Below are 20,033 nucleotides of genomic sequence, written 5' to 3'. Positions count from 1 at the left end.
GTCCCTCAGATTCCCAGTGTCCCCTGCCGCAGCTTCGCCAGCGCGTCCTCGGCGCCGTCCAGAGCCACCTCGGCCCTTTCCTGGCGGCCGAAGGCGAACAGGGTCAGCTCTCCGGGCTCCCCGGTGACCGTCACCACCGGCGTACCCCGGTGGGCCACCACCGTCCGGCCGTCCGGTCGGCGCAACACCAGACCCACCGGTGCCCTGCGGCCCAGGAGCCGCGCCGTCCGCTCCAGCCGGCTCCACAGGGCGTCGGCGAAGACCGGGTCCAGCTCGCGCGCCGTCCAGTCCGGCTGCGCGCGGCGCACGTCCTCGGTGTGGACGAAGAACTCGACGGTGTTGGCCGCCTCGTCGACCGGCTTGAGGGCGTACGGCGACAGGCGCGGGGGACCGGTGCGGATGAGCTGGATCAGCTCCTCGTACGGCTTCGCCGCGAACTCGGCCTGCACCCGCTCCAGACGGGCGGCCAGCGGCTTGAACACGATGCCGGCGGCCGCGTCGGAGCGCCGCTCGCGCACCACGACGTGCGCGGCGAGGTCGCGGGCGCGCCAGCCCTCGCAGAGGGTGGGCGCGTTGGGGCCCACCGTCTCCAACAGGTCGGCGAGGAGCAGACGTTCGCGCTGGGCGTGAGTTGACATGGCGTCACCCTACGACCGCGCCCCCGGCGGGGCCACGCCGCCGCGCCATGCCCGGGCCGTCCGCCCGCGCCGGCCGGGTGCCGCCCGGCGCCCGGGCCAGGCATCATGGAGCCATGACCGGCAACGCCCGCCCCTCCTCCCTCGACCCCGCCCTCGCCGCCCGCCTCAAGCGCAGCGCCGACGGCCTGGTCCCCGCCATCGCCCAGCAGTACGACACCGGTGAGGTGCTCATGCTCGGCTGGATGGACGACGAGGCGCTCCACCGCACCCTCACCACCGGCCGCTGCACCTACTGGAGCCGCAGCCGCCAGGAGTACTGGGTCAAGGGCGACACCTCCGGGCACGTCCAGCACGTGAAGTCGGTGGCCCTGGACTGCGACGCGGACACCCTCCTGGTGAAGGTCGACCAGGTCGGCCCCGCGTGCCACACCGGCACCCGCACCTGTTTCGATTCCGGCGACCTCCCGCTGGGCCAGTAGGCTCCGCTGCCATGGCTGCCACGTCCGCATCTGCTGCCCACGTCTCCGGCGGGGATGTCACCCCCGACGCCGAGACCTTCCGCATGCTGGCGAAGGACCGCCGGGTCATCCCGGTGACCCGCCGCTTCCTCGCCGACGGCGACACGCCCGTAGGCCTCTACCGCAAGCTCGCCGCCGAACGGCCCGGAACGTTCCTCCTGGAGTCCGCGGAGAACGGCCGGACCTGGTCGCGGTACTCCTTCATCGGGGTCCGCAGCGCCGCCACCCTCACCGTGCGCGACGGGCGGACCCACTGGCTGGGCACCCCGCCCGTCGGCGTCCCCACCGAGGGCGACCCGCTCGCCGCCCTGCGGGCCACCGTCGAGGCCCTGCACACCCCGCGCGACCTCATAGAGGGTGCCGGACTGCCGCCCTTCACCGGCGGCATGGTGGGCTACCTCGGCTACGACGTCGTCCGCCGTCTGGAGAAGATCGGCGAGCACCCCGGCGGCGAGCAGGACGGCCTGCACCTGCCCGAGCTGACCATGCTGCTCACCTCGGACCTCGCCGTCCTCGACCACTGGAACGGCACCGTCCTGCTGATCGCCAACGCGATCAACCACAACGACCTGTCGACCGGCGTCGACGAGGCGTACGCCGACGCCGTCGCCCGCCTCGACGCGATGGCCGCCGACCTGCACCGCTCCGCGCCCACCCAGCCCACTGCCCTGCCCCCCTCCGAGCTGCCGGAGTACACGGCCCGCTGGGGCGGCGCCGACTACATGGCGGCCGTCGAGGACATCAAGGAGCGCATCCGCGCGGGCGAGGCCTTCCAGGTCGTCCCCTCGCAGCGGTTCGAGACGCCGTGCGCGGCCTCGGCGCTGGACGTCTACCGCGTGCTGCGGGCGACGAACCCCAGCCCGTACATGTACCTGCTGCGCTTCGACGGGTTCGACGTCGTCGGCTCCAGCCCCGAGGCGCTGGTCAAGGTCGAGGACGGGCACGCGATGGTGCACCCCATCGCCGGCACCCGCCCGCGCGGCGCCACCCCGCAGGCGGACGCCGCCCTCGCCGAGGAGCTGCTGGCCGACCCCAAGGAACGGGCCGAGCACCTGATGCTCGTCGACCTCGGCCGCAACGACCTGGGCCGGGTCTGCGAGCCCGGCAGCGTCGAGGTCGTCGACTTCATGTCCGTCGAGCGCTACAGCCACGTGATGCACATCGTCTCGACGGTGACGGGCCGGCTCGCCGAGGGCCGCACCGCCTTCGACGTGCTCACCGCCTGCTTCCCCGCCGGCACCCTCTCCGGCGCGCCCAAGCCCCGCGCCATGCAGATCATCGAGGAGCTGGAGCCCACCCGCCGCGGGCTGTACGGGGGCTGCGTCGGCTACCTGGACTTCGCCGGGGACTCCGACACCGCCATCGCCATCCGCACCGCCCTGCTGCGCGACGGCACCGCCTACGTCCAGGCGGGCGCCGGCGTCGTCGCCGACTCCGACCCGTCGGCCGAGGACGCCGAATGCCGCAACAAGGCAGCGGCGGTCCTCAGGGCGGTCCACACAGCGAACCGCCTGTGACGAGGTTGTGGGCAGTCGTTCCGCCGGGGCGGAACGGGTGGGCACAACCGGGCCGCACCCGGCGGACGACGCCCACCCCCCGCCGCACAACACCCGGCGGCAAGGGATAGTGGTACCCGTGACCACAGCTGTACCCCCCACCGACCAGGCCGCCGCCACCCCACACCGCGCCGCCCGGCGAAGCGTAGGCACCGCCCTCCTCCTAGGCGCGGCCGGCGCCGCCCTCGTCCTGCTCGCCGGCGGCCGCACCTGGTCCGAGGGCACCGCCCCCGTCGCCCAGGGCGGCGCCGTCCCCGAGCAGGCCAGCGGGCAGGACGTCACCGCCCTGCCCGGCGCCCTGGCCATCGTGGCCCTCGCCGCCCTCGTGGCCGTCTTCGCCGTGCGCGGCGCCGGCCGCACCCTGGTGGCCGCCCTGCTCGCGCTGAGCGGCGCCGGCATCGTGGCCGCCGCGCTCACCGGCGCCGGCGACACCGCCGCGCTGGAGGAGAAGGCCGCCAAGGTCTCCGGCCTGACCCGGGCCTCCATCGAGAACGTCAGCCACACCGCCTGGCCCTGGGTCGCGGTCGCCGGCGGCGCCCTGCTGCTCCTGGCCGGGCTCCTCGCCCTGCGCTACGGCCGCCACTGGCCCGCCATGTCCGGCCGCTACGAGCGCGACGGCACCCCCCGTCCGCGCCGCGCCCGCGCCGCCGTCGACCCCGACCGCCCCGAGGAGCTGTGGAAGGCCCTGGACCGCGGCGAGGACCCCACCGGCGGGAGCGGGAAGTGACCCGCGGCCGGACACGCGCACCCCAGATCGGTGTGGCCCGCGGCGTCGGGGACAATGTCCCCGAGCGATCTCTGCGCCCGCAGGCGCGATACAGCAACGAGGAGTCAACTCATGTCGGGTACTGACCACGGGCACACCCCGGCCGCCTGGACCGGTGTCACCATCGCCTTCATCGGCTTCTGCATCTCCGGTGCGTTCGTCGTGATGGCGAAGCCCGCCGGCTTCTGGGCCGGCATGGTCGTGGTCGCCCTCGGTGGCGTCGTCGGCCTGATCATGCGTTCCATGGGCATGGGCCAGGCCCCCAAGCGCGGCACGCGGACGCAGACCCAGGCCCAGAGCTGACCTTCTGCGGCCCGGAGGCGCGGCCCGGACCCGTACGGACGCCCGTACGCAAGTCCAGAGCTGCGCCTTCGTGCTGTGCGGCCCACACTCGGCAGGGTGAGGGAGCGAGCACGTGACGGGGCGGCCGGCCGGGTGGTGCCCGCGGCCCGCCGGGCCGTGGCGCCGCTGGGCGTCGCCGCCGCGCTGGGCGCCGCGGTCGCCTGGGTGGGCACGGTCGACCCCGGGCTGCCGGGGCACTACCCGGCGTGCCCGCTGCTGCGCTGGACGGGCCTGTACTGCCCCGGCTGCGGCGGCCTGCGGGGCCTGCACGCGCTGGTCCACGGCGATGTGATCACCGCGCTCGGCGCGAACGCCCTGGCCGTCGCCGGTTACGCCGCCTTCGCCGTGCTCTGGGTGCTCTGGCTGTTCCGGGCACTGCGGACAGGCGGGGGTATGCCGGTCGAATTGCGGGCAAAACACTGGTGGGCGCTGGCCGCGGTCGTGCTCGTCTTCACCGTTGTGCGGAATCTGCCGTTCGGGTCGGCGCTCGCGCCATGAGCGTCCAGGCGCGGGTCCGCCTGGTGGGACCTGCGTCAACCGGATGCGAAACCTTCGCCCTCCGGCAAGTACCATCGCAGTGCCTGGTGAGGTGATATCCCGCCGCACCAGCCCAGACCATCCGAGTCCGGAAGGGGGCCGCTCGCGTGAGTGTGCTCGACGAGATCATCGACGGAGTCCGTGCCGACCTCGCGGAACGGCAGGCGCGCGTCAGCCTCGACGAGCTCAAGGAGCGCGCGGCCAAGGCCCCCCAGGCCAAGGACGGCGCCGCCGCCCTGCGCGGCGAGAACGTCAGCGTGATCTGCGAGGTCAAGCGGTCCAGCCCCTCCAAGGGCGCCCTCGCCGCCATCGCCGACCCGGCGGGCCTCGCCGCGGACTACGAGGCGGGCGGCGCGGCCGTCATCAGCGTCCTCACCGAGCAGCGGCGCTTCGGCGGCTCGCTCGCCGACCTCGAGGCCGTCCGGGCCCGCGTCGACATCCCGATCCTGCGCAAGGACTTCATCGTCACGGCCTACCAGCTGTGGGAGGCGCGCGCCTACGGCGCCGACCTGGCCCTGCTGATCGTCGCCGCGCTGGAGCAGGAGGCCCTTGTCTCCCTGATCGAGCGGGCCGAGTCCATCGGGCTCACCCCCCTGGTCGAGGTGCACGACGAGGAGGAGGTCCAGCGCGCCGTGGACGCGGGCGCCCGCGTCATCGGCGTCAACGCCCGCAACCTCAAGACCCTCGAGGTCGACCGCGGCACCTTCGCCCGCGTCGCCCCCGAGATCCCGGACGGCATCATCAAGATCGCCGAGTCCGGTGTGCGCGGCCCGCACGACCTCATCGCCTACGCCAACGACGGCGCCGACGCCGTCCTGGTGGGCGAGTCCCTGGTCACCGGCCGCGACCCGAAGGGCGCCGTGGCCGACCTGGTCGCCGCCGGCGCCCATCCGGCCCTGCGCCACGGGCGGAGCTGACACTCCCGATGAGCCGCCGCGCCTGCCGTACGGTGCCGGGCCGACGCCCGGCCCCCGCCGGCATGCCCGCGGCCGGGCAGGCGGCCGGCTCGGCGGCCCAGGACCCGTACGCGCGGCTGGCCCGGGGCTGCCGTCCCCGCGGCTGCCGCGCGCCCGCGCGCCGCGTCCGCGGCCGCCGGGTGAGGTACCACATCGGCTGTGAGCCGGGGCAGGTCAACGGGCGCCGATGGCGTAGCTGAGCCGATCGCGGATCGCCGCACGGCCGATCGCTCGCTCAGTCACACCGTCAATCTCACTCATCCGAAGAGGAGATCAGGCATGCCCACCGACTTCTTCGTCCCGGACCCCGAAGGCCAGGTCCCCAACACCTCCGGCTACTTCGGCGCCTTCGGCGGCAAGTTCATCCCCGAGGCCCTCGTCGCCGCCGTCGACGAGGTCGCCGCCGAGTACGAGAAGGCCAAGGCGGACCCCGCCTTCGCCGCCGAGCTCAACGACCTGATGGTCAACTACACCGGGCGCCCCAGCGCGCTCACCGAGGTGCCGCGCTTTGCCGAACACGCGGGCGGCGCACGGGTGTTCCTCAAGCGCGAGGACCTCAACCACACCGGCTCGCACAAGATCAACAACGTGCTGGGCCAGGCGCTGCTCACCAAGCGGATGGGCAAGACCCGCGTCATCGCCGAGACCGGCGCCGGCCAGCACGGCGTGGCCACCGCCACCGCCTGCGCCCTCTTCGGCCTCGAGTGCACCATCTACATGGGCGAGGTCGACACCCGGCGCCAGGCCCTCAATGTCGCCCGGATGCGGATGCTCGGCGCCGAGGTCATCGCCGTGAAGTCCGGCAGCCGCACCCTCAAGGACGCCATCAACGAGGCGTTCCGCGACTGGGTCGCCAACGTCGACCGCACCCACTACCTCTTCGGCACCGTCGCCGGCCCGCACCCCTTCCCGGCGCTGGTCCGCGACTTCCACCGGGTCATCGGCGTCGAGGCCCGCCGCCAGATCCTCGAGCGCGCCGGCCGGCTGCCGGACGCCGCCGTGGCCTGCGTCGGCGGCGGCTCCAACGCCATCGGCCTCTTCCACGCCTTCCTCCCCGACGAGGGCGTACGCCTGGTCGGCTGCGAACCGGGCGGCCACGGCGTCGAGACCGGCGAGCACGCGGCCACCCTCACCGCCGGCACCCCCGGCATCCTGCACGGCTCCCGGTCGTACGTTCTGCAGGACGAGGACGGCCAGATCACCGAGCCCTACTCCATCTCGGCGGGCCTGGACTACCCCGGCATCGGCCCCGAGCACTCGTACCTGAAGGACATCGGCCGCGCCGAGTACCGCGCCGTCACCGACGACGAGGCCATGCAGGCGCTGCGCCTGCTCTCGCGCACCGAGGGCATCATCCCGGCCATCGAGAGCGCCCACGCGCTCGCGGGCGCCCTCGAGCTCGGCCGCGAGCTCGGCCCGGACGGGCTGATCCTGGTCAACCTCTCCGGGCGCGGCGACAAGGACATGGACACGGCGGCGCGTTACTTCGGGCTGTACGACGACGAGGCGGGGGACCGGTAATGGCGGGCAACATCGAACTGCTGAGCTCGGTCCTGGCCGCGGCCAAGGCCGAGAACCGCGCCGCGCTGGTCGGCTACCTCCCGGCCGGCTTCCCCACCGTCGACGACGGCGTACGGGCCATCACCGCCATGCTCGACGGCGGCTGCGACGTCGTCGAGGTCGGCCTGCCGCACAGCGACCCGGTCCTGGACGGCCCCGTCATCCAGACCGCGGACGACATCGCCCTGCGCGGCGGCATCAAGATCGCCGACGTGATCCGCACGGTGAAGGAGGCGCACGAGCTGACCGGCGCCCCCGTGCTGTGCATGACGTACTGGAACCCGGTCGACGCCTACGGCGTGGAGCGCTTCGCCGCCGACCTCGCGGCCGCAGGGGGAGCGGGCTGCATCCTGCCCGACCTGCCGGTCGAGGAGTCCGGGGCCTGGCGCAAGGCCGCCGAACAGCACGGCCTGGCCACGGTGTTCGTCGTCGCGCCGAGCAGCCGCGACGAGCGCCTCGCCAAGATCACTGCGGCGGGCAGCGGCTTCGTCTACGCCGCGTCCCTGATGGGCGTGACGGGAACGCGGGAGTCGGTGGGCCGGGAGGCCGAGGAACTGGTCGCCCGCACCCGGTCGGTGACGTCACTGCCGGTCTGTGTCGGCCTCGGCGTCTCCAACGCCGAACAGGCGACCGAGGTCGCCCAGTTCGCGGACGGCGTCATCGTCGGCTCGGCCTTCGTCAAGCGTCTGCTGGACGCCCCCGACCTGGAGTCCGGCCTGACGGCGGTCCGCGCCCTGGCGGGCGAACTGGCGGAGGGCGTGCGCAAGCGCGCGTAACTCTTTTGAAGGAAACGACGGCCGGGGGTGCGCTGGTGCGCACCCCCGGTTCGTTGTACGGGGACGTGAGCCAGAAGAACAACGACGGTAAGCGCAGCGCCCGTGAGCGCCTGCAGGAACAACGCCAGAGGGAGGAGTCCCGCGCGAAGCGCAAGCGGACTCTGATCGCGGGCGTCGTGGTGGTGGCGGTCCTCGGCGCGGGCGCCGGGATCGCGGCCCTGGTGGCCGGCTCCCAGCAGGGCAAGGACAACAAGCAGACGTCCGGCCCGGTCGTCGCCCCCCAGGGCGCCATGGGCAAGGACAACCTCGCCATCCCGGTCGGCAACCCCGCCGCCAAGGCCACCCTCGTCGTCTACGAGGACTTCCGCTGCCCCGCCTGCGCCCAGTTCGAGAACGGCTTCCGCGAGACCATCCACGACCTGCGGGACAAGAACCAGCTCAAGGCCGAGTACCACCTGGTCGCACTGATCGACAAAAACCTCCGCGGCTCCGGCTCCCTGAACGCCGCCAACGCGGCCGCCTGCGCCCAGGACGCCGGAAAGTTCCCCGCCTACCACGACGAGCTGTTCAAGAACCAGCCGCCGGAGACGGACGACGCCTACGGCAAGAAGGCGAAGCTGCTGGAACTGGCCGGCAAGATCGAGGGCCTGAAGACCCCCGCCTTCGAGAAGTGCGTGAACGAGGGCACCCACAACAGCTGGGTCCAAAAGTCCCAGGACAACTTCAGCACCTCAGGCCACCGCGGCACCCCGACGGTCCTCCTGAACGGCAAGAGCCTCTACGAAGACCCGACGAAGCCCCTGACCCCGCAGAAGTTCCGGGAGATGGTGGCGGAGGCGCAGAAGGGGTGAGGGTGACCTGACCGGCGTGCTCCCTTGGCTCCCTGTCGGGGTGAGGATCCTCGAAGTTACGGCGTAAGTCCCTCGGCGGGCATTGAGGCCATGTCAAGAAGTGCATGATATCCATCACTTCGCGGCCGTATGTGCCTGCTTTGGGTTGAATAAAGATCGCGTCAGGTAGTAATAATGATCGATTTTATTCACCCATGAGGGAAACTCGTGCGTCTTATACGGCAAGTAGCATTTGCCATGGCTTTTGTCATGGCCCTGCTGTGCGGAACCGAACAGGTTGCGCTAGCAGTCGATCAATGGAATCGAAGTTCATCCAGCCCCGGAGCTCCCGACCAGCGTTGGGGATCGGCCGCAGGCCGCGACCACCGCGCAGCCGGTGGTGTCACGGAGGCGGCGGCCACGGGCGGTCGCCCAGGGGCCCTCGAGGCCCCCGGGCAGCTGCCGGCCGAACACAAGCTGACCCGGCAGGAGCTGGCGGGCAAGCCGCAGCAGCCCATGATGGGCCCGGCGGAGCCGGCCGAGGCACCCGCTCTCTCGGTACCACAGGGCTTCTCCGAGAAGAAGAGCAAGGAGCTGCCCGCCGAGCGCAAGGAGCGGCAGCGTACCTTCCGTAACGAGGACGGCACCTACACCACCAGGCACTACAACGAGCCGGTCAACCGCCGCACCGCCGAGGGTACGTGGGAGGAGATCGACCCCACGCTGACCCGTCCTGAGCAGAAGGCCACGCGCTCGGCGGGCGAGGTCGCTCCCCTCTGGGAGACCCGATCGACCGCCGTCACCATCCGCTTCTCCGCCACCGCCGACGCGGACCCGGTACTGCGCATGGGCCTGGGCGACGGGATCGCGCTGGCCTACGGGCTCGAGGGCGCCTCACGTGCGACAGGCACGGTGGACGGCAGCGTCATCACCTACCCCGACGCTCGCCCGTCCGCCGATCTGCAGTACATCGCCAGCAACGACACGGTCAAGGAGACCCTCGTCCTCAAGAGCAAGGACGCACCCACCGAGTGGCGCTTCCCGCTCAGCACCGAGGGCCTGACAGCCAAATTGGACGACCAGGGCGGGGTGGTGTTCACCGACAAGGCCGGCAAGCAGCACGCCCGGATCCCGGCAGGATGGATGGAGGACTCCCACCTCGCGGAGAACGCGAACCAGGGTGAGATCTCCTCGGGTGTCCGCTACACCCTCGCGACCGACAAGGGCCGTCAGGTCCTGGTCGTCACCCTCGACAAGGACTGGCTGAACGCGCCGGAGCGTGTGTTCCCGGTGAAGGTTGACCCGTCGGTCAAGGGCGTCACGTCGACCTCCGGTACGTACGTGCAGTCGCCGTACACCCAGGACTTCTCGACCGACACCATCCTCAAGGCCGGCACGTACGACGGCGGCACGCACAAGGCCGCATCGTTCCTCCGGTTCGACGGTGTCGAAAGCTCACTGAAGAACGCCTGGGTGCTGGACGCGAAGCTGTCGCTGTACAACACCTGGTCGTACTCCTGCGACGCACGGCCGGTCACCGTCCACGGCATCACGTCGGACTGGTCGGAGTCGTCGACCAAGTCGTACCCCGGACCGGACACCGGACCGTCCTTGGTCTCCAAGAGTTTCGCCCATGGCTGGCGCCCTCCCAACACGGAGTCGTGGTCGTGCGGCGCCGCATGGGAGTCCATCAGTCTCGGTTCGGCCGGTCGTGAGCTCGTCGACGACTGGACCCACGGACGGAAGAAGAACTACGGACTCGCGGTCAAGGCGTCGGACTCGGACAGCAAGAGCTGGAAGCAGTTCGGTTCCGACGACTACCCGAACGGCAACCCGCGCCTGGACATCACCTGGACCAAGTACGGCGCAACCTACAAGCTGGGCAACTTCACCGCGCCGGTGACTGCTACCTCTCAGGGGTCCATGCAGGTCACCGTGACCAACCAGGGCCAGGACACCTGGACCAAGGGCGGCAACGTCCAGCTGCGCTACAACCTCCTGGACGCCTCGGGCAAGGAGATCAACGACTCTTCGCGCATCGCATGGACACCCATGCCGCGCGATGTCGCCCCGGGGCAGAGCGTTTCGCTGGACGCCAAGATCGCCCCGTTGGCTCCTGCCGAGTACACGCTGCAGTGGACCATGGACGTGCTCGACGGTCCGCGTTTCACCAGTGAAGGCGTCCCGGGACCGGCCGTGAAGTTCTCGGCCGTCAACCTTCCACCCCAGCTGACCGCCGAGTCGCCGGCCAGCGGTGCGGTGCTGAACTCCCTGACCCCGACCCTGTGGGCGGTGGGCAAGGACGCCGACCGTTCCCCGAGCGGAGCTCTGCAGTACAGCTTCGAGATCTGTGAGGTTGAGGGGAAGGACGCCCGCAAGAATTGCCGGAGTGGCACGCGGAGCACCGCCCAGCAGTGGGCCGTCCCGGCCGGTTGGCTGTCGTGGAGCAAGAGCTACGCCTGGTACGCCTATGTCTTCGATGGCAAGGATACTTCTGCCCGGCAGAATCCGGCCTTCTTCTCTACGCAGGTGCCGCAGCCCCCTGTGACCGGGCACCTGGGGGGTGACAGCGGACGCGAATTCGGTGTGCGCTCGGGGAACTACTCGACGCAGGCGGCCGACGTGGCCGTTCCCACGGTCGGTCCGGAGCTGTCGGCCAGACGGACTTACAATTCCCTCGACCCGCGGACGGACAACGTCTTCGGTGCGGGCTGGTCGACTCGCTGGGACATGCGCGCGGTCGCCGAGAGCACCGGCAACATCGTCGTCACCCAGGCCAACGGCACGCGGGTCCGGTTCGGCAGGAACATGGACGGCAGCTACGCTGCCCCGTCCGGCAACCCGACCACTCTCACCTCCGCTTCCGGCGGTGGCTGGGTGCTGCGGGACAAGTCAGCCACCACGTACTCTTTCGACCCCTCCGGTCGACTGGCGAAGATCACTGATGGGTCGGGCAGGGAACAACGCCTGACGTACACCGACGGCAAACTGACCGAGGCCCGCGACGTGCTGTCGGGGCGTTCGCTCGCCTTCACCTGGAACGGCGGCAAGGTCGCCACGGCCAGGGCGAAGGGAACCGGCCCCGGTGCCGACGGCCTGACGTGGACGTACACCTACACCGGTGACCGTCTCACCAAGGTCTGCCCGCCGGGCGTCACCGACAAGTGCACGGTCTACGAGTACGGCGACGGTTCGCTCTACCGCAGCATGGTCCTCGACCAGAACCCCGTTTCCTACTGGCGGCTGGGCGAGGCCCAGGGCGCCGTCGCCGCAAGCGAAGCGCCTTCCCGCACAGGCCTCAACCAGGCCCTCTACCGGGACGTGAAGCTGGGCTCCGCCGGATCCGTGGCGGGCACGAGTGACAAGGCCGCTGCTTTCGACGGCACCAACTCGTACGTGGAGCTGCCCGAGGACACCATCCGGACCTCGACCTCGCTGACGACCGAGCTGTGGTTCAAGACCACCAAGCCTGGCGTGCTGGTCGGTTTCCAGGACGGCCGCCTCGCCGACGGCGAGCCCAACGACTGGACCCCCACTCTCTCCGTGAACAGTGCGGGCAAGCTGGTCGGCCAGTACTGGACCGGTAGGGTTCAGCCCATCGTCAGCGGCAACGCCGTCAACGACGACACCTGGCACCACGTGGCGCTCACCGCCGCCGGAACCACACAGTCGCTGTACCTCGACGGTGTCCTGGTCGGTTCGCTGACCGGGCCGATCGACCACCGCAAGCAGTCCTTCACCTACCTCGGTGCCGGCTACTCCAGCACCAGCTGGGACGGCCAGGCCCCTGGCATCCGGCACTTCACCGGTCTCATGGACGAGGTGGCCGTCTATCACCAGTCCCTGGACGCCACCACCGTGGCCGAGCACTACCGGGCACGTGCCACGTCGGCCCGGCTGACCAAGGTCACCCTTCCGTCGGGACGCGTCCACGCCCAGGTCGCCTACGACACCGGCACCGGTCGCGTTACCGAGACCACGGACGACAAGGGCGGCACCTGGAAGGTCTCCGCGCCTTCCTACTCCGCCGGCTCGGCGGCTTACGCCGACACGGTCCGTACCTCCGGACCCGTCGAGTACTGGCGGCTGGGTGACCGCAGCGGTTCCACCGCGTCCAACGAGATCACCGGCGGCGCGGACGGGTCGTACCGCGACGGCGTGATGCTCGGTGCGGTCGGGGCCTTCTCCGACGGCGATGACGGTTCAGTGACGCTCGACGGCTCCACGGGTGCCGTGGAGGTCCCCACGGACCCGCTGAAGGGGGCCGACTCGCTCTCCTTCGAGCTGTGGTTCCGCACGGGGAAGCAGGGCGTCCTGCTGGGTCTGCAGAACGCGGAGCTGGGCAAGACGCCGACCGACTGGAACCCGAGCCTGCTGGTCGACGCGGACGGCAAGCTCCGGGGGCAGCTGTGGCACGGCGGCTCCTGGCAGCCGATCATCTCCGGGAAGAAGGTCACGGACAATGAGTGGCACCATGCCGTTCTGACCGGTGGTACCAGTGGCCAGGCGCTGTATCTCGACGGTGCGAAGGCTGGATCCCTCGCGGGTGCCGCCAAGCCGGAGACGCTGGACCACGCCTACCTCGGCGCGGGCCACTCCAGTGAGGGCTGGGACGGCCAGAGCGCCGGAACCCGCTACCTCGCCGGTCAGCTCGACGAGGTGGCCTTCTACACCAAGGAGCTAACGCAGGACACGGTCGCCGAGCACTACCGCTCGCGCGCCGGCCTGGTCTCCGGCGACGGTGCCCACTACCGGGGAGCGGTCACCGCAGACGCGCCGTCCGGCTATTGGCGCCTCGACGAGACCAGCGGGGACAAGGCCCGCAGCAAGACCGCGGTGTACCCCGGCGACGGCACGTACACCAAGGCCAAGCTTGGGGCCACCGGCACCTTCGGGCCCGGCGACAACGCTGCCGTGACCCTGGCGGGGGACGGCTCGGTCGAACTGCCCTACGGCATCATGGGCAACACTCCCGCGATGTCGGCGGAGCTGTGGTTCCGTACCGGCAAGGCGAGCGGCGTCCTGCTCGGTCTGCAGAACGTGGACCTGGGCAAGGTCCCCACCGACTGGAACCCGAGCCTACTGATCGACTCCGACGGCAAGCTGCGCGGCCAGCTGTGGCACGGCGGCTCCGGAAAGCCAATCATTTCCGGCACGACGGTCACCGATAACCAGTGGCACCACGTCGTGATCACCGGTGGTGCGAGCAGTCAGTCTCTCTACCTTGACGGTACGAAGGTCGGCAGCCTGAACGAGTCATCCAAGCCGGAGACGATGGCCCACACCTACCTCGGTGGCGGCTACTCGAGCGAAGGTTGGGACGGCAAGGCGCCTGGAACGCGCTACTTCACGGGTGATCTCGACGAAGCCGCCTTCTATCCGAAGGAGCTGACTGAGAACCAGGTGGCCGAGCACTACCGGGCCATGCGTCACTCGGGGATGTCCTCGCTGACGTCCACCGTCAGCGTCACCGACCCGGCGGGCCGCACCAGCAGCGCGACGTACGACGCCCTGCGTGGCCAGCGCCCCGTGACCGCGACGGACGCGGAAGGCGGCCGGACCACCTACGCGTACGACAGCGGCGGGTTCCTGCACACCGTGACCGACCCCAACGGGCACTTCGCCATCACGGGGCACGACTCCCGCGGCAACACGGTCTCCAGGACCACCTGCCGTGACGCCAACTCCTGCTGGACGTCGTTCACGGACTACTACCTCAACAGCGGCGACCCGCTCGACCCGCGCAACGACAGGCCGACGGCCATGCGCGACGCCCGCTCCACGAGTGCCCGCGACGACCGTTACCGCACGTCCATGACGTACACGGCGCTCGGTCTGCCGGACACGACGATGTTGGCGGACGGGCGGAAGTCCGTCACGGCGTACACGACCGGCAGCGAGCCTGCGGTGGGTGGCGGAGCTGTCCCGGTCGGATTGGTCCGCAGCATCACCGCGCCCGGCGGAGCCGTGACGGAGTACGCCTACACGGCCCAGGGCGACCTGGCCCAGGCCACGGCCCCATCCGGACTCGTCACGCGTTACGCGTACGACGGCATCGGCCGGAAGGTGTCCGAGACCCAGGTCTCCGACGGCCAGCCGAACGGTGTGACCACGACCTTCGCCTACGACGCCATGTCGCGGATCGTCTCCGAGACCGGTGCCGCGGTGAAGAACGAGGTCACCGGCGCGACCCACACCGCCAAGATCACGCGTGCCTTCGATCCCGACGGCAAGCTGCTGACCGAAACCGCGGAGGACACCACCGGCGGCGACGCCAAGCGCACCGTCTCTCACCACTACGACGAGCACGGCCTGGAGGACAAGTCGACCGACGCCGAGGGCAACGAGACTGTTGTCGCTTACGACGAGCTCGGCCGCAAGGTCCGTACGACTGACCCTCTCGGGACGACCTACGAGTTCCGCTACACGGCCGCCGGCCGTCCCGCGGAAACGGTCCTCAAGGACTGGAGGGGCGACCCCTCCGGGGACGCCAAGGACCTGGTAGTGGTCTCCAACGCCTACGATCCGGCAGGCCGCCTGGCCTCGACGGCGAACGCGATGGGAGCCACCACCGCCTACACCTACTACGACGACGGCAAGCTCGCGTCGAAGACGGCCAAGAGCGTTACCCAGGCCGACGGCAGCAAGCACGACGTCGTGCTCGAGGCCAACGTCTACGACGGTGCGGGCAATCTCGTCCAGCGGACCGGCGCCGGAGGCACGGCCATCGTCGCCAACGAGGTGGACGCCACCGGCCGTGTCAAGCGCAGTGTGCTCGACCCCAATGGCCTCAACCGCTGGATGGAGTTCACGTACGACGACGCCGACCGGCCCGTCGAGCAGAAGACCGCGCTGAACACGCAGCGCTTCACTTACGACAAGGCGGGGAACAAGCTCACCCAGACCGCGGTCGACGGCGACCGCACGCGCACGGTCAAGTTCACGTACGACCAGCGGGGCCTTCCCGTCACGGCCGTCACGCCGCGAGGCACCGAGATCGGCGCGGACGCCGCCGCCTTCACCACCATCAACCGTTATGACGCCCTCGGCCGCCTCGTGGAGCAGACCGCCCCGCAGGTCCAGGCCGAGAAGCCGGGCCAGCAGCCCGAGGCCGTCAAGCCGACCACCCTCAGGGGGTACAACACCTTCGGCGAGGCCACCGAGGCCCGTGCCGCGAACGGATCGGTGACCCGCACCGCGGTGGACAAGCTCGGCCGGGCCACCGCCGTGACCCTGCCCGACTACACCCCGCCCGGCGGGGAGAAGATCACTGCCGTCTCCCGGGCCTCCTACGACGCCCTGGGCCACAAGACGGCGACCACCGACCCGCTGGGCCGGACCGTGACGTACGCCTACGACCAGCTCGGCCACCTGATCCGGCAGTCGCTCCCGGCGACGAACCTGCTGAACAACGACGGTGGCACCTTGCAACAGCCGTCGACGCTCGACGACAAGGCGAATCGTTTCTCCTGGACGCCCACGGGCCTCCAGCTCTCCGCAACCGGACCCACCGGTGCGCGGACCGAGGCCACCTACGATGAGCTCGGTCGCCGGCTGACGGCCACGACCGTCGAGCGCTACCCATCGGTGCAGAACCTGACCACGCGCTACGCCTGGGACGACGGGGGTCGCCAGACCTCGTCCACCAGCCCGGCGGGCCGGGTCACGACTGCCACGTACAACGTGGCGGGCGAGGTCCTGACCGCCACGATGCCAGGCGGGGGGACGACGAAGCTCGGCTACGACGCGCTGGGCCGCCGGACCGAGACCGTGGACCCCACGGGCCGCAAGAGCGTCACGCGCTACGACGGCTTCGGGAGCGTGGTAGGCACCGCCGACTACGGCACGGGCACCACTGCTCTGCGGTCGACTTCTGCCGAGTACGACGCCGACGGAAACCGCACCGCGGTCACTTCGGCGACCGGGACCAAGATCATCCTTGCGTACGACGCCCTGGGGCGGATGACGCAGCAGGTCGAGCCGGTAGCGGACGGCAAGTCCATCACCACTTCGTTCGGCTACGACGTGGTGGGCAACCGCACGCGCCTGACGGACGGCCGTGGCAACGTCACGACCTACTCCTTCACTCCATGGGGCCTGCCCGAGTCCACGATCGAGCCCGCCACCGGGGCCCAGCCGAAGCCAGCGGACCGCACGTGGACGAAGATCTACGACGCGGCGGGCCAGAACGTGGCCGAGCTGCTGCCCGGCGGCGTCGAGCGGCGCAGCACCTTTGACGTCTACGGTCGCCTGGCCAAGGAGACGGGCACGGGTGCCGAGGCTGCCACGGCCGACCGCATCCTGGAGCACGACCTAGCGGGCCGTCTGACCAAGGCCGGCTCGGGAGACGTGCTCAACCCCAATACCTACACCTACAACGACCGTGGCCAGCTGCTGACCACGAACGGCCCTGGAGGCAAGTCCACCTATACCTACGACGCCGACGGTGCCATGACGTCCCGGGCCGACAAGGCCGGTACGACGACGTACGGCTATGACGTCGCAGGCCGTCTGAACCGGACCGAGGACGCCGTGACCGGCGGTCAGATGACGACGGCCTACGACTCCGCCGGGCGCGTGTTGCAGGAGCAATACGCGACCAAGCCCGCCGGCTCGGCCGGCTGGCAGCTCGGTGCGAGGCGCGGCTACGGGTACGACCAGCTCGGCCGTCTGACCGAGTCCAAGGTCACCGGTGCGGACGGCACCACCCAGGTCATGTCGGCCACATACGACTACGACCTCAACAACCGTCTGACCAAGAAGAGCACCAGTGGCGTCTCGGGCGCCGGGACGGAGACGTACGAGTACGACAAGTCCGGTCGGCTGACGACGTGGTCGAGCGATGGCAAGGCCACGAACTACGCGTGGGACGACGCGGGCAACCGCGTCAAGGCCGGCGAGCTCACCGCCTCCTTCGACGAAGCCAACCGTCAGCTCACGGACGGCACCACCCGGTACAGCTACACAGCGCGTGGCACGCTCTCGTCCGTCGACACGGGCAGCGGCAAGCGCTCGCTGACCCATGACGCCTTCGAGCGCCGCATCGCCGATGGGGACACGAGGTTCACCTACGACTCGCTCGACCGGGTGAGCAGACACGGCGACACCGTCTTCACGTACGACGGCGGCTCCAACAACCTGGTCTCGGACGGTTCGAGCACGTACAGCCGGAGCCCCGGCGGTGCGCTGCTCGGCAGCACGGACGGCACGACCGCGCAGCGGTCGGTGACCGACCAGCACACGGACGTGGTGGCCGGACTGTCGCCCGACGGCACGAAGGTCGTGGGATCCACGGCCTACGACCCGTTCGGTTCGGTGCGTGCCAAGTCCGGCTCGCGCTCGTCGCTGGGCTTCCAGTCCGGCTGGACGGATCCGTCGAGCGGTGATGTCAACATGGCGGCGCGTTGGTATCAGCCGGGCACGGGACGCTTCGCGGCTCGCGACACGTGGCAGCTGGACCCGAGCCCGTCGGCTCAGGCTAATCGTTTCCTTTACGGAAACGCGGATCCGCTCAACACAACAGACCCGGATGGGCACAAGGGCAGGGGCTGGAGTTGCGGGTTCGTCTGTGACGGCATCGAGTTGCTGATCCAGATCGAGACGCCCACACCGCTGGGAGACGACAGCTGTTTCGGTCGTTTCAGCAACTTCGTCTTCTGCATGAACGGTCGTAATGAATCGGCAATTTTGGGGCAATCTCGCCACCAGAGAGAACTGGCTGACCGGGAGTACCGATGGGCCGAGTCGAACAATGGTAGTCAGCTCTGGGATGAAGAGGAAGACGAGGATTACTACTACGAGGACGATGACTCCGGCGACGAGGGCGACTGGTACAGCCCACCGCGCGGTGGAGGTCGTGGTGGCGGCGGTGGCGGTATCACCCGGCCGTTCATCGTCAAGCCGCCCAAGCCGCCCATCATCCAGAATCCCAACCGCGGTAAGAACCCCATCTCCGCTCCGACGCTTCTCGCGCCGGTCGTCAGTTTCGTAGGGACGACCGTAACGGCGGCGACGGCCACCGCGACGACCGCTCTTACGGTCACGACGCAGGCGCTCGTCGACCTCGCCGCGATCGCGCTCTTCACGCCTGACGCACCTCACGCTTCGAGTCCTCACACAGTGCCGGTGGACAACACCGGTATAGATGATCTGAAGCGGATGTTCCCCGGTGAGGACATCGAGCACGATCTGGGCAATGGCGGATCCGGGGCGGATCCCATCGCGAAGCGGACCCGTAACTCCTGTGCTCGCGACATCCCGTCCAGGGATGCCGGCTACTACTACGCGCCGATGACACGATTCGGTCCGGAGGAGGGGGACTGCAGAGCCACAGGTGCGATCGCAGAGATCACCTCGAGTACTCTGCGGACCGGAATGAAGAGGCGCAATCCGAAGTGGCAGCCGTCCGGGTTCGACGAGATCGCACAGGAGACCACGGGCACTGTTCCGGGACGTCCGCACAACGCGGCGGCTCTCCACCTCATCGCCGACAACCTCGGCGGCGCCCCCTACACCTTGCGGAACTTTGTCGCTGGGTACCAGACCCCTGCCAACACCCCGCATATGCGTGCCCTCGAGTACGATGTAGAGAAGGCAGCGAAGGGGGAGGACATAACCTACGGCGTGCTGCCGGTGTATGGTGACGCGTCTCGTCCGGCCATTCCAAGCGAGATAAGAATCAAGGCAGTCGGCAACGGCGGCTATCGCCTGGACTGTTCCATTTTCAACAGGGCCGCTGGCGGATATTCATGCTCAGAAAGGAGTTCTGGTGGGCCTCGTTCAGTTCGGTAGTATTCTGGGGGACCCGGAACTGAATTCCGACGTCGTGGCTGATTGGTCCTCCTTCGAGGAGCGCTTTGGTCGCCATCTGCCCGATGACTACAAGGAATTTGTTTCGGCCTATGGGCCATGTGAGATCTTTGGTGATCTGTGGATCTGGCATCCGCGGGCTGACGTGCTGAACCTTGAGGGCGCGATGGATCGCGTGCTTGCTGAGGCGGATTTCATGCGGAGTCAGTTTCCGGAGACGTACCCGTACTCGCTGCATCCTGCACCGAATGGCCTGATTCCGGTCGCCGAGTCGCAGGCCGGCGCCAACATCTATCTCGCCCCGCCGGGATCGATCCGGGACACGTGGACGATCGCCGTCGACTGGAAGCCTTCCTGGAGCCTCTACGACTACGGTTTTTCCGAGTTCTTGCTGAGGGCCCTGAACGATGAACTGGACGATGCGTTCTTCGACGAGAGCATCCTTGAGGAAGTGACAGTTCCCTGCCGGATGGTTGGGAATATCGCCTGACGGGTGCTTAGTGCGGACCGATCGAGTTCTGCACTAGCAAAAGCGCCATCCGCCGCTGGTCCCTTCCGGAAGGGACCAGCGGCGGTCGCATATGCGGCTGTGGCCTTCGCCAGGGGTGCGCCACGCGCAGGTGGACGCCCATGGCGAAGGTCGCCGCCTCGGCGCCTGGCCGGTCGCCGGCTTCCAGGGCCTGGGCCCGGCGCTGCTTGATGTTCTGACACTCCACGCAGCGCGTTCTGGACGCAGACGTGGACG

The 20,033-nt window shown here is 69.7% G+C and carries 12 protein-coding genes; 11 read left to right on the top strand and 1 reads right to left on the bottom strand.

The genetic code is table 11. From position 1 onward, the window contains the following. Positions 1-5 precede the first annotated feature (5 nt). On the bottom strand, positions 6-638 hold the full coding sequence (locus ABZ956_RS09940; protein ID WP_361889698.1) for a TIGR03085 family metal-binding protein: 633 nt from the start codon (positions 636-638) through the stop codon (positions 6-8). Positions 639-751: 113 nt separating this feature from the next. Between ABZ956_RS09940 and hisI the strand changes: the two genes are divergently transcribed. The 11 genes from hisI to ABZ956_RS09885 all read left to right on the top strand — a co-directional run bounded on the left by hisI (position 752) and on the right by ABZ956_RS09885 (position 19,778). Beyond that, complete coding sequence (hisI, locus tag ABZ956_RS09935) at positions 752-1,117, top strand: phosphoribosyl-AMP cyclohydrolase (protein WP_361889695.1); 366 nt, start codon at positions 752-754, stop codon at positions 1,115-1,117. Between the two features lie 11 nt (positions 1,118-1,128). Then, a complete protein-coding gene (locus ABZ956_RS09930; protein WP_361889692.1) occupies positions 1,129-2,673 on the top strand; it encodes an anthranilate synthase component I in 1,545 nt (514 codons plus the stop codon). 118 nt (positions 2,674-2,791) lie between these two features. Further along, complete coding sequence (locus ABZ956_RS09925; RefSeq protein ID WP_361889689.1) at positions 2,792-3,439, top strand: TIGR02234 family membrane protein; 648 nt, start codon at positions 2,792-2,794, stop codon at positions 3,437-3,439. Between the two features lie 111 nt (positions 3,440-3,550). After that, on the top strand, positions 3,551-3,781 hold the full coding sequence (locus ABZ956_RS09920) for an HGxxPAAW family protein (protein WP_361889686.1): 231 nt from the start codon (positions 3,551-3,553) through the stop codon (positions 3,779-3,781). A 96-nt stretch (positions 3,782-3,877) separates the two neighbouring features. Beyond that, entirely contained in the window at positions 3,878-4,318 is a 441-nt protein-coding gene (locus ABZ956_RS09915) for a DUF2752 domain-containing protein (protein WP_361889683.1), read from the top strand. A 146-nt stretch (positions 4,319-4,464) separates the two neighbouring features. Further along, complete coding sequence (trpC, locus tag ABZ956_RS09910; RefSeq protein WP_361889680.1) at positions 4,465-5,274, top strand: indole-3-glycerol phosphate synthase TrpC; 810 nt, start codon at positions 4,465-4,467, stop codon at positions 5,272-5,274. Positions 5,275-5,592: 318 nt separating this feature from the next. Further along, positions 5,593-6,834 (top strand): tryptophan synthase subunit beta, encoded by a 1,242-nt coding sequence (trpB, locus tag ABZ956_RS09905; RefSeq protein WP_361889677.1) that lies wholly within the window; start codon positions 5,593-5,595, stop codon positions 6,832-6,834. After that, on the top strand, positions 6,834-7,649 hold the full coding sequence (gene trpA / locus ABZ956_RS09900) for a tryptophan synthase subunit alpha (RefSeq protein ID WP_361889674.1): 816 nt from the start codon (positions 6,834-6,836) through the stop codon (positions 7,647-7,649). Before trpB ends, trpA begins: the two co-directional genes overlap by 1 nt. 35 nt (positions 7,650-7,684) lie before the next feature. Then, entirely contained in the window at positions 7,685-8,500 is an 816-nt protein-coding gene (locus ABZ956_RS09895; protein ID WP_361889671.1) for a thioredoxin domain-containing protein, read from the top strand. Positions 8,501-8,737: 237 nt separating this feature from the next. Next, positions 8,738-19,270 carry a LamG-like jellyroll fold domain-containing protein gene (locus ABZ956_RS09890; protein ID WP_361889668.1) on the top strand — a complete coding sequence of 3,511 codons (10,533 nt, stop codon included), beginning with the start codon at positions 8,738-8,740 and terminating at the stop codon, positions 19,268-19,270. Next, positions 19,248-19,778: an SMI1/KNR4 family protein gene (locus ABZ956_RS09885; RefSeq protein WP_361889665.1), complete on the top strand. Its 531-nt coding sequence runs from the start codon at positions 19,248-19,250 to the stop codon at positions 19,776-19,778. The genes ABZ956_RS09890 and ABZ956_RS09885 overlap by 23 nt, the downstream gene beginning before the upstream one ends. The last annotated feature ends 255 nt before the right edge of the window (positions 19,779-20,033 follow it).

Source organism: Streptomyces sp. NPDC046261 (assembly GCF_040646235.1).
Taxonomy (GTDB): Bacteria; Actinomycetota; Actinomycetes; order Streptomycetales; family Streptomycetaceae; genus Streptomyces.
This window is presented reverse-complemented; position numbering and strand designations above follow the sequence as displayed.

Bases quoted from the DNA above. Each gene is read 5' to 3' on its own strand.
- hisI (WP_361889695.1), top strand. From the start codon at position 752: ATGACCGGCAACGCCCGCCCCTCCTCCCTCGACCCCGCCCTCGCCGCC.
- trpA (WP_361889674.1), top strand. From the start codon at position 6,834: ATGGCGGGCAACATCGAACTGCTGAGCTCGGTCCTGGCCGCGGCCAAG.
- ABZ956_RS09930 (WP_361889692.1), top strand. From the start codon at position 1,129: ATGGCTGCCACGTCCGCATCTGCTGCCCACGTCTCCGGCGGGGATGTC.
- ABZ956_RS09940 (WP_361889698.1), bottom strand. From the start codon at position 638: ATGTCAACTCACGCCCAGCGCGAACGTCTGCTCCTCGCCGACCTGTTG.
- ABZ956_RS09890 (WP_361889668.1), top strand. From the start codon at position 8,738: ATGGCTTTTGTCATGGCCCTGCTGTGCGGAACCGAACAGGTTGCGCTA.
- trpB (WP_361889677.1), top strand. From the start codon at position 5,593: ATGCCCACCGACTTCTTCGTCCCGGACCCCGAAGGCCAGGTCCCCAAC.
- ABZ956_RS09920 (WP_361889686.1), top strand. From the start codon at position 3,551: ATGTCGGGTACTGACCACGGGCACACCCCGGCCGCCTGGACCGGTGTC.